Raw genomic sequence first — 10,013 nt, 5'->3', positions numbered from 1 at the left:
CGGTCGGCGGGCCGCGTGGGTGGAGGCCTCCGCCGGCCGGCTGGTGATCAGCGACTTCGACGGCACGAACCAGCGCGCCGTCCCGACCCAGGGTCAGCAGACCTGCGCCCCGAGCTGGCTCGACTCCGGGCGGGTGCTGTTCGGCCTGGGCCGGGAGAACGACTGGACGGTCGTCGCCGTCAACGCCGACGGCACCGGCCGGAAGGTGCTCGCCAACCGGCAGGCGACCTGCCCGACGGTGTCCGGAGGGTGGATCTCCCGGTTCACCGACCGGGCGGTGCACGTCCGCGACGAGCGGGGTGCCGAACGTTCGATCACACCGCGCGTCCCGAAGAACCTCGTCATCGACGCGGTGGCCGGGATCTCCCGCGACGGTCGGTCCCTGGTGATCAGCACCCACGTGCCCAGTGCCGGTGGTTGCGCCTGCGGCTGGCAGTTCCGCACCTACCAGGTCGACGGGGCCAGTGGGGCGGCCACCGAACTGGCGCCGTTCGATCGGGCCTGGAGCAAGCCGACCGGCCACGGCCAGGCCATCGACGCGGTCACGCTGGCCGACGGTGATCTGGTGGTCCAGGTCAACACCGCGACGCCCGCCGACGACGCGCCGGCGTACCAGCTGGTCCGCTACGGCGCCGACGGCCGGGTGCGGGCCGGCGCGGCGGTTCCGGCCGGTCACCCGTGGGGTGGCCTGCTGGGCTGAGCCAACCGGTGCACCGCCACCGGTACGACGGGGACCGGCCGCTCACGTGGGTGGCCGGTCGCTCCTGTCGACCGCCTCGGCGCAGGCCGCCGGCATCGGGCGGCGGGGGTTGTCGCACGACCGGCCCATGACCTCCGCCACGTCCGCCGATCGGGGCGGTATCGAACGTGCCCGCGGTGAAAGACTGGTCGCCGCAGGCAACGAATGGCGTAAGGGGGGCGCGGGTGCGCTGGCGCAGTTTTGTCGCGGTCGGGGACAGTTTCACCGAGGGCATGGACGACGCGTACCCGGACGGCACCTACCGGGGATGGGCGGACCTGGTGGCGACCCGGCTCGCCGCCGACGCGGGCCCCGACTTCCGGTACGCGAATCTGGCCATCCGCGGCCGGCTCTTCCCCGGCGTGGTCGCCGAGCAGGTGCCGGCGGCGGTGGCGATGAAGCCCGACCTGATCAGCTTCGCGGCCGGCGGCAACGACGTGCTGCGCCGCAACTTCGACCCCGGCGCGCTGGTGGCCCGCTTCGACGAGGTGGTCCGGCAACTGCGCTCGGGCGGCGCGGACGTGCTGCTCTTCCGGTTCGCCGACGTGATGGCCCGACTGCCCGGCCAGCGTCTCGTCGCCCCCCGGGTGCAGTTGCTGAACCAAGCGGTCGGCGAGACCGCCGAGCGGCACGGGGCGATCATGGTCGACCTGTACGCCGACGACACCTTCCTCAACCCGATGCTCTGGAGCACCGACCGGCTGCACCTCTCCCCGGCCGGCCACCGCCGGGTCGCCGGGCAGGTGTTGAACGCGCTCGGTGTCGGGTGCGACGAGGAGTGGCTGATGGTCCCGCCGCACCCGGCCCCGTCGCCGTGGCTGGCCGCCCGGGCCGCCGACCTGCGGTGGGCCGGTCAGCACCTCGCGCCGTGGGTGCGGCGGCGGCTGACCGGTCGGTCGTCCGGCGACACGGTGACCGCGAAGCGCCCACTGCTCGGGCCGATCGTCGGCTGACCGTGCTCACCCTTCACACCGCGCCGCTGCTCTGGCGGGACCGGGTCGGCGAGGCGGTGCCGGAGCACGCTGTCCTGGTGGGCGGCGACCGGATCGAGGCCGTCGGACCGTTGGCCGAGCTGAGTGGGGCGTACCCGGGCGTTCGGGTCCGCCAATGGCCCGGCACCCTGGGGCCGGGTCTGCTGCACGACGGCCCGCTGCCGGCTGCGCCCACCCCACGCGAGCGGGTGCACGCGCTGCTGCGGAACGGAATGACGGCGGTGTTGGCCGAGCACCTGACCGACCCGCTGCTGCGGGCTGCCGTCGACAGGAGCGACCTGCTGGTGCTGCCCGTCGCGGTGTCGGCGGCGCTGCTTCCGGGCGGGCGCGCCGACCTTGCGGTTCACGGTGTCGACGGTGTCTGCCTGGTGACCGTGGTCGCCGGGCGCATCGTCCACCGCCGCGCCTGAACGGCACTATCAACGTTCCCCGCACCACATCTGCGGCCCCCGATCGTCGATGGCGGGCGTTCTGGTCGCAGTGCGGCGTAGTTTGGGGATCATGTCTGTGCCGAGCGATCCCGATCCCCGCCTCCAGTCGTACGCGGACCCGCAGCGGCTGGTCACCACCGAGTGGCTGGCCGAGCACCTGGGCGACGAGGGCCTCGTCGTTGTCGAGTCCGACGAGGACGTGCTGCTCTACGAATCCGGTCACATCCCCGGTGCCGTGAAGGTCGACTGGCACCTGGAGCTGAACGACCAGGTGACCCGGGACTACCTGGACGCGAAGAGCTTCGCCGAGCTGTGCGCCGCGAAGGGCATCGGCCGGGGCGACACCGTCGTCTTCTACGGCGACAACTTCAACTGGTGGGCCGCGTACGCCCTCTGGGTTTTCTCGCTCTTCGGCCACGCCGACGTGCGACTGCTCGACGGCGGTCGGCAGAAGTGGATCGCCGAGGGCCGCGAGGTGACCCGCGACAAGCCGGCTCGGCCCCGCGCCGACTACCCGGTGCCGCAGCGGGACGACGCGCCGCTGCGGGCCTACCGTGAGCAGGTCATGGCGCACATCGCAGCCGGCCGGCCGCTGGTCGACGTCCGGTCGCCGGGTGAGTACACCGGCGAGACGCTGCACATGCCGGACTACCCGCAGGAGGGCGCGCTGCGTGGCGGGCACATCCCGGGTGCGGTCAGCAAGCCGTGGAAGTCCGCCGCCAACGAGGACGGCACCTTCAAGTCCGCCGACGAGCTGCGGGCGATCTACGCCGACCAACTGGGGCTCAGCCCCGACGACGACGTGATCGCGTACTGCCGGATCGGTGAGCGGTCCAGCCACACCTGGTTCGTGCTGCGGCACCTGCTGGGCTACCCGCAGGTGCGCAACTACGACGGCTCGTGGACCGAGTGGGGCAACCTGGTCCGGGCACCCGTGGTCAAGGGCGACCAGCCCGGCGGCCTCGCCGCCTGACCAGCCCCGCTGCCTGAGCTGGCCGGCGGCCTGAGCGGCTCGGCCGTCCCCGCGCGATCACACCGTCGCGCGGGGGCGGCGCTCAGCCGGCAAGCGCGATCGTGCCGCGCAGGTCGCGGACGATGCCGGTGATCTCGCCGGTCTCCGGGTGCCAGCGCGCCAGCGCAGCCGGCTCCAGCCGAAGCAGGACGGCACCCTTGTTGTCCCAGCCCAGCACCTCGCAGCAGCCCTTGGCGCGATCCCGACCCAGGTCGAGCAGGTGGGCCACGGCACCCGTTCGCGCGTCCAGCACGGCCGCCCCCTCGGCGCCGTCGATCTCGCTGTTGGTGATCCACGCAGCGCGGGCCAGCCGCTCGCCGTGCAGCCAGCCCCGGCCGTAGAACTCGTTGACCTGGAACGGCGACGGCAGCGCCGAGGCGGTGACCGGCTGTTCGGCGCGAACCGCGCCGTCCTGGGCGGTCCGGGTGCGCAGTTTCAGGCCACCCCGCTCGCCGATCATCTCGATCAGCGCCGCCTCGCGGCCGGCCGCCGGGTCGGGTGCGACCACGTCCCAGGCCGAGACGCCGATGGTGCTCGCCGCGTCGGAATCCCGCTGCACCGCGTACGTCCGGTTGTCGCCGCCCACCAACACCCGGTCGCCCGACCAGACAACCAGCTCCAGGTAGCCGTCGAGCGGGATCCGGCGTACGCCCGGCCTGACGAGGTCGACCATGACCAGCTCGTTGGTCTGCGCGAAGGCGGCCCATCGGCCGTCCGGCGAGAGCACACCCGGCTTCACGGCGGGCGCCTCGTTGCCGCCCGCGTCCCTGGTGGGGGCCAGCGTCACCACGTCGAGACTGCGCACCACGCCGTCGTCGCCGAGCACCCGCACCGGGCCGTCCGCGTGATATTCCTCGTCCACCGGCTGGAACAGCGCCAGCGCCCGCTGGACCGGTCGCTCGGAGAGTCGCACCGTCGCCGGGTTGCCGAGCCGGGCCAGCGGATCGGGAGGGAAGGTCAACTGGGCGGGGGGCCGCTGCACGGGATCGGCGTGGGTGGGCTCGACGGTCGGCGCCACCGGATGGGTCGATGGCGGATCGACGGGCGGTCGCAGCAGCGCCACCGTGCCACCGCCGACCAGTGTCACGGCCAGGGCGACGGCCCCGACGGCCCGCCGATGACGCCGGGTACGCCGAGCCCGCTCCCATCCGACGGCGGCTGGCTGACTGGGCAGTACGTCCTCGACGCTGACGGTCAGCAGTCGACGCAGCTCCTGCTCGTTCACGGGTTCACCTCCAGGCCGTTGGTCAGGTCAGCCGAGCGACGGCTCGGACGGACATCCCGGGCGAGGTCCGGGGCAACCTCGCGGAGTCGGCGCAGCGCAGCGTGACACTGGCTCTTCACGGTGCCGACGGTCACCCCGAGCGCCTCGGCGGTGGCGACCTCGGTCAGGTCCTCGTAGTAGCGCAGCACCAGCACGGCCCGCTGCCGAGGTGGCAGCAGGCCCAACGCGTCGTGCAACGTCAGCCGCAGCGCGCCGTCCCGGTCGTGGGCCACCTGCTCCGGCGGCGTGGCGCTGAGCCATTCCCGCCGCCGGCGCCGCCACCACGACACGGCGTCGCGGTAGAGGATGGCCCGCACGTACGCGGAGGGGTCGCCGTCCCGGACCGAGGACCAGCGCAGCGCGAGCTTCAGCAGCGCGTCCTGGAGCAGGTCTTCGGCCTGGTGCCGGTTGCCGCAGATCAGGTACGCCGCGCGCAGCAGTCGGTGTTGGTGGGTCTCGACGAAGGCGAGGTAGCCGTCGCGTCCGTCGCTTCTCGTAGCTGCCATCCGCCCCCCTTCCGGCTGTCGCGATGCGCGTCACCTGGCAGACGCACGGGAAGGGGGAAAAGGTTGGGTCAGCTCCCCGGCGTTCCGGTCAGGTAGCGCTGGAGGGTCGGTGCGACCCAGGAGACCAGGTCCTCCGGCGTCGTGTCCACCATGGGCGGCAGGCGGACCACGTAACGGGTGTAGGCGAGGCCGAGGATCTGACTGGCCACCAGGCCGGCACGTCGGGCGGTCGTGGCCGGGTCGGTGCCGAACGTGGCCACGGCCGCGGTGAGCTGGTCGGCGAAGATGCCCCGCATCCGTTCGGCGGCACCGGGGTTGGTGCTGGCGGCCCGCAGCAGCGCCACGAGTGTCTCGTCGCCTTCCCAGCGGGTGAGGAAGTGCCGGACCAGCGTCTCACCGAGCTGTTGGGGTGGCACCGCGGCCAGGTCGGGCAGTCGGAGGTCGAACTCGGCCGCCGCCGCGAAGAGCCCCTCCTTGCTGCCGTAGTAGCGCATGACCATCGACGGGTCGATCTGGGCGTCGGCGGCGATGGCTCTGATCGTGGCCCGCTCGTAACCGTCCGCCGCGAACCGTTCCCGGGCCGCGCGCAGGATCGCCGCCCGGGTGGCGTCCGAGCGGCGGGGAGAGGTCGGCTGGGCAGGCGCTGTCATGTCAACGACCGTATGCCAACACCTGTTGACAGGCAATCAATAGGGATCTAGCGTCGCCAACAAGTGTTTGCCAACAAGTGTTGGCAACGGTCTTCCGGAGGTGGCCATGCTGCCCACGAGCACCGACGTCCTGGTGGTGGGCGCAGGCCCCACCGGCCTCGCCGCCGCGCTGACGCTGGCTCGGCGCGGGGTCGGGGTGACCGTGCTGGACCAACTGGCCGAGCCGCCGATCACCTCCCGCGCGGCCGTCGTGCACGCGTACACCCTGGAGGTGCTGGACCGGATCGGCGCTGCGGCGCCGCTGGACGCCCAGGGCGTGCGGACGCCGCGCTTCACCGTGCGCGACCGGGACCGGGTGCTGCTGTCGGTGCCGTTCCACGAGTTGCCGTCCCGGTTCCCCTACGCGCTGCTGGTCTCGCAGTCGGTCACCGAGGCGGTGCTTCTCGGGCAGTTGGCCGACCTCGGCGTCCGGGTGCGACGGCCGTGCCGGTTGACCGGGTTGACCACCACCGGTGACGGGGTGCTCGCGCAGGTCGACGGGGAGACGCTGCGCGCCCGGTTCGTCGTCGGCGCGGACGGCCTGCACAGCACGGTCCGGCAGTTGGTCGGCATCGGCTTCACCGGCCCGAGCGAGGAGGAGTCCTTCGTGCTCGCCGACGTACGGGTGCGAAGCGTTCTGCCCCGCGACGAGGCGGCGCTCTTCCTCGCCCGCTCCGGGCCGCTGATCTGGGCGCCGCTCCCGGACGGGGTGGTCCGACTGGTCGCCGCCGTGGCGGTGGCCCCGGCCGCGCCAAACGAGGCGTACCTCCAGGCGCTGCTCGACGAACGCGGTCCGAGGCGACGACCCGACCGGGTGACCGAGGTGCTCTGGGGCTCCCGGTTCCGGGTGCACCACCGGATCGCCGACACGTTCCGCGCCGGGCCGGTGCTGTTGGCCGGAGACGCCGGACACGTGCACAGCCCGGCCGGCGGGCAGGGCATGAACCTCGGCATCTGCGACGCGGTCGCCCTCGGCACCGCCCTGGCGGACGTGCTCGACGGTGGTCCGGACGCGCTGCTCGACGACTACACCGCCCGGCAGCGGCCCATGGCCGAGGACGTGCTGAGCTTCGCCGCCGGGCTGACCCGGCTGGCCACCGTCTCCCCGGCCCGCCGGCCGGCCCGTGACGTGCTGCTGCGGCTGCTCGGTGCCGTGCCACCGTTGCGCCGACGGATCGCGCTGCGCCTGTCCGGGTTGTCCCACCGGGATCGCACGCCGCACTAGGACGCCAGGTCCCGCGCGACCGGCACCGACTGGGCACCGACGGGCGGGTCGGTCGGCCGCAGTGTCCGCCACGCGGCCAAGGTGACCAGCGCGAACGTGCCGGCCGCCGCACCCGCCACCGGCGCCGTCCCGTACGCGGCGGCGGCCAGCCCGGCGAGCGCCGCACCGATGGGTGCGGTGAGCAGACCGACCATCCGCTGGGCCGCGCCGACCCGGCCGAGCAGCCCGGCCGGCACGTGCCGCTGCCCGTACGACGCCCACAGGCTGTTCCACACCACCGTCCCAGCGGCGAAGACGGCCAACGCGAAACCGCCCGGCACCGGATGCCGGGCCAGCGCGAACCCGGTCAGCGCCACGGTCTCCGCGGCGAGCACCACGCACAACGCCGGCACGGTGCCGAGTCGGGCGGCGAGCCGACCGGACCCCAGCGCCCCCGCCACACCCCCGACGATCGCGGCGGCGGCGAACAGTCCGTACCCGGCCGGCGGCACCCGTAGCACGTCCAACGCGTAGAGCACCAGCACCGCCATGATCCCGCTGATCGCCAGGTTGCTCGCGGCGGTGAGCAGGGTGACCCGCCACAGGGTCCGGTGCGCGCGCAGCCAGCGCAGCCCCTCGACGATCTCGCCCCACACCGACCCACGGCGTGCGCCGGGCCGGGCCTGCGTGCCCCCGACGGGCGCGAGGGCCAGCACGAGCAGCGCCGCCGCGGCGAAGGTGACGGCGTCGAGGACGAACGGGAGGGCCGGGGCGACGGCGAAGAGGACACCGGCGGCGGGTGCCCCGAGGAAACCGCCGGCGACCGCGGACCCCGCCTGCAGTCGACCGTTCGCCCGGGGCAGCGCGTCCGGTGGCACCAGCGCGGGCAACAGCGCGAACGAGGCGGAGTCGAACAGCGTGCCCAGCGTGGCGAGCAGGAACGCCGCGACCAGCAGCACCAGGACACCGACCCGGTCGAGTGCGACCGTCACCGCCAGTGCCGCCACCACGACGGCACGCGCGCCGTCGACCAGGGCCATCGTCCGCCGGCGGTCCCAGCGGTCCGCGTACACGCCCCCGAGCAGACCGAAGAGCAGCGGCGGCAACTGACCGGCCACGGTTACCGCCGCGATGACCCGGGGGTCGCGGGTCACGGTCGCGGCCAGCAGGGCCAGTGCCGGCGTACGCAGCGCGTCCCCGAACCGCGACGAGACGGCGGCGGACCAGAGCAGCCGGAAGTCCCGGCCCAGAGCTGAGGAGGTCATCCGGTGACCGTGCGGGTTCGACCGGGTCGAGGGTCAAGCAGCCGGGCGAAAGGGGGACGCGTGTGTCGGTGATCATCGGTACGGTGGGCGCCGGCATTTCGGTACCGGGGGAGAAGACACGCGTGGACCACACCTTCCAGGTCGACCTTCGTGGCGTGGTCGACCTGCTCAGCCATCACCTCTACGGCAGTCCGCGGGTCTACGTCCGAGAGCTGCTGCAGAACGCGGTGGACGCGATCACCGCGCGGCGCTCGACCGAGCCGGACGCGCCAGCCCTGGTCCACATCGAACCTCCCGAGATCACCGGCGACGGCACGCTGCGGGTGCACGACACCGGGATCGGCCTCACCGAGGCGCAGGTGCATGAGCTGCTGGCCACCATCGGCCGCAGCTCCAAGAGGGACGAGCTCGGCTTCTCCCGCCACGAGTTCCTCGGCCAGTTCGGCATTGGCCTGCTCTCCTGCTTCCTGGTCGCCGACGAGATCCAGGTGTTCACCCGCAACGGCGAACACCCCACGGTCCGCTGGACCGGTTACGCCGACGGCCGGTACGCGGTGAGCCTGGCACCACCGGAGGCCGCCCGCGCCGAACCAGGCACCACCGTCACGCTGGTGCCCCGTTGCGACGCCGACCAGTGGTTCACCACCCCGACCATCACCGACCTGGCCCGGCTCTTCGGTTCGCTGCTGCCGGTCACCGTCCGGGTCGGCGACGTGGTGACCACCACCGGTGAGCCGCCGTGGCCGACTACGCCGGGCGCGCCGGTCGACCGGGCGGCGCTGATCGCGTACGCCCGGGAGACGCTCGGCGTCGACCCGTTCGACGTGCTGCCGTTGACCGTGCCGGAGGCCGGGTTGACCGGTGTCGCCGTCATCCTGCCCACCCCGGTGAACCCGGCGGCCCGTGCGGGGCACCGGGTCTACCTCAAGCGGATGCTGCTCACCGAGCACGCCGACGGGTTGCTGCCGGACTGGGCGTTCTTCGCGCACTGCGTGGTGGACGCCACCGAGCTGCGCCCCACCGCCAGCCGGGAATCCCTCTACGAGGACACCCTGCTGACCGCGACCCGGGAGGCCCTCGGTGACCAGGTACGCGGCTGGCTGGTCCGGTTGGCGCGGCACGACCCGCACCGGCTGGCCGAGTTCCTCCAGGTGCACCACCTGGGTGTGAAGGCGTTGGCGCTGCACGATGACGAGATGCTCCAGCTGGTCGACCGGTGGTGGCCGATGGACACCAACGTCGGCACGCTCACCCTCGCCGAGTTCCGGGAGCGTTACGGCGTGCTCCGCTACGCGGCGAGCCTGGACGAGTTCCGCCAGCTCGCCGCGGTGGCTGCCGCCCAGGATCTGGCGGTGGTCAACGGCGGCTACACGTTCGACACGGAGCTGATCGAGCGGCTGCCGGCGGTGGACCGCTCGGTGCTGATCGAGCGTCTGGAACCGAGCGATCTCACGACCCGCTTCGACAGCCTCGACCCGCAGGTGGAGCTGGCGCTGCGGCCGTTCCTCACCGCCGCGCAGCGGGCCGTCGAACGTTCCGGCTGCGAGGTGGTGATCCGGGCGTACGACCCGGTGTCGCTGCCCGCGCTGTACCTGGTCAGCAGGTCGGCGGCGTTCAACGACCAGCTCGCGGCCAGCCGGGACCGGGCCGACGAACTGTGGGGAGGGGTCCTCGACGCGCTCGCCGCCACCGCACCACCGGACCGTCCGCAGTTGGTGCTCAACCACCGCAACCCGCTGGTCCGCCGCGTCACCGCGCTGGCCGACCCGGAGCTGGTCGGGCTCGCCGTCGAGGCGCTCTACGGGCAGGCGCTGCTGCTCGGTCACCATCCGATCCGCGCGGCCGACGCGGCCCTGCTGAACGATTCCTTCCTCGGCCTGCTCGGCCGGGCCGTGCCGGGACAGGAGTGAA

At 73.2% G+C, this 10,013-nt stretch carries 10 protein-coding genes; 6 read left to right on the top strand and 4 right to left on the bottom strand.

Annotated elements, in window-relative coordinates; all coding sequences use genetic code 11:
* From LADH09A_RS03070 to LADH09A_RS03055, 4 genes are all read left to right on the top strand, one after another.
* A partial coding sequence (locus LADH09A_RS03070) for a TolB-like translocation protein (protein WP_238643207.1) occupies nucleotides 1-700 on the top strand: 700 nt, incomplete at its 5' end.
* Between the two features lie 224 nt (nucleotides 701-924).
* Nucleotides 925-1,692, top strand: coding sequence for an SGNH/GDSL hydrolase family protein (locus tag LADH09A_RS03065; RefSeq protein WP_238643206.1), 768 nt, complete (start codon nucleotides 925-927; stop codon nucleotides 1,690-1,692).
* Between the two features lie 2 nt (nucleotides 1,693-1,694).
* On the top strand, nucleotides 1,695-2,141 hold the full coding sequence (locus LADH09A_RS03060; protein WP_238643205.1) for an imidazolonepropionase-like domain-containing protein: 447 nt from the start codon (nucleotides 1,695-1,697) through the stop codon (nucleotides 2,139-2,141).
* Nucleotides 2,142-2,232: 91 nt separating this feature from the next.
* Nucleotides 2,233-3,135 (top strand): sulfurtransferase, encoded by a 903-nt coding sequence (locus tag LADH09A_RS03055; RefSeq protein WP_238643204.1) that lies wholly within the window; start codon nucleotides 2,233-2,235, stop codon nucleotides 3,133-3,135.
* A gap of 82 nt (nucleotides 3,136-3,217) precedes the next feature.
* Here LADH09A_RS03055 and LADH09A_RS03050 read toward each other — a convergent pair whose 3' ends face one another.
* From LADH09A_RS03050 to LADH09A_RS03040, 3 genes are all read right to left on the bottom strand, one after another.
* Nucleotides 3,218-4,399, bottom strand: coding sequence for a hypothetical protein (locus LADH09A_RS03050; protein WP_238643203.1), 1,182 nt, complete (start codon nucleotides 4,397-4,399; stop codon nucleotides 3,218-3,220).
* Nucleotides 4,396-4,944, bottom strand: a complete 549-nt coding sequence (locus LADH09A_RS03045; protein WP_238643202.1) for a SigE family RNA polymerase sigma factor — start codon at nucleotides 4,942-4,944, stop codon at nucleotides 4,396-4,398. Before LADH09A_RS03045 ends, LADH09A_RS03050 begins: the two co-directional genes overlap by 4 nt.
* A 68-nt stretch (nucleotides 4,945-5,012) precedes the next feature.
* Entirely contained in the window at nucleotides 5,013-5,594 is a 582-nt protein-coding gene (locus LADH09A_RS03040; protein WP_238643201.1) for a TetR/AcrR family transcriptional regulator, read from the bottom strand.
* Nucleotides 5,595-5,700: 106 nt separating this feature from the next.
* Here LADH09A_RS03040 and LADH09A_RS03035 point away from each other — a divergent pair, with 106 nt between their 5' ends.
* Nucleotides 5,701-6,858, top strand: a complete 1,158-nt coding sequence (locus LADH09A_RS03035; protein ID WP_238643200.1) for an FAD-dependent oxidoreductase — start codon at nucleotides 5,701-5,703, stop codon at nucleotides 6,856-6,858.
* Here the strand turns inward: LADH09A_RS03035 and LADH09A_RS03030 are convergent.
* On the bottom strand, nucleotides 6,855-8,102 hold the full coding sequence (locus tag LADH09A_RS03030) for an MFS transporter (RefSeq protein WP_238643199.1): 1,248 nt from the start codon (nucleotides 8,100-8,102) through the stop codon (nucleotides 6,855-6,857). The two genes, LADH09A_RS03035 and LADH09A_RS03030, sit on opposite strands and share 4 nt — an antisense overlap.
* Before the next feature lie 122 nt (nucleotides 8,103-8,224).
* Here LADH09A_RS03030 and LADH09A_RS03025 point away from each other — a divergent pair, with 122 nt between their 5' ends.
* Complete coding sequence (locus LADH09A_RS03025) at nucleotides 8,225-10,012, top strand: HSP90 family protein (protein WP_238643198.1); 1,788 nt, start codon at nucleotides 8,225-8,227, stop codon at nucleotides 10,010-10,012.
* Nucleotide 10,013: the final 1 nt, after the last annotated feature.

The sequence above is a fragment of the Micromonospora cabrerizensis genome, from assembly GCF_022230955.1.
Classification (GTDB): domain Bacteria; phylum Actinomycetota; class Actinomycetes; order Mycobacteriales; family Micromonosporaceae; genus Micromonospora; species Micromonospora cabrerizensis.
The sequence above is the reverse complement of the archived record's forward strand: the minus strand, read 5'-3'. Positions and strand labels throughout refer to the sequence as shown.

Bases quoted from the DNA above. Each gene is read 5' to 3' on its own strand.
- LADH09A_RS03055 (WP_238643204.1), top strand. From the start codon at position 2,233: ATGTCTGTGCCGAGCGATCCCGATCCCCGCCTCCAGTCGTACGCGGAC.
- LADH09A_RS03045 (WP_238643202.1), bottom strand. From the start codon at position 4,944: ATGGCAGCTACGAGAAGCGACGGACGCGACGGCTACCTCGCCTTCGTC.
- LADH09A_RS03040 (WP_238643201.1), bottom strand. From the start codon at position 5,594: ATGACAGCGCCTGCCCAGCCGACCTCTCCCCGCCGCTCGGACGCCACC.
- LADH09A_RS03035 (WP_238643200.1), top strand. From the start codon at position 5,701: ATGCTGCCCACGAGCACCGACGTCCTGGTGGTGGGCGCAGGCCCCACC.
- LADH09A_RS03030 (WP_238643199.1), bottom strand. From the start codon at position 8,102: ATGACCTCCTCAGCTCTGGGCCGGGACTTCCGGCTGCTCTGGTCCGCC.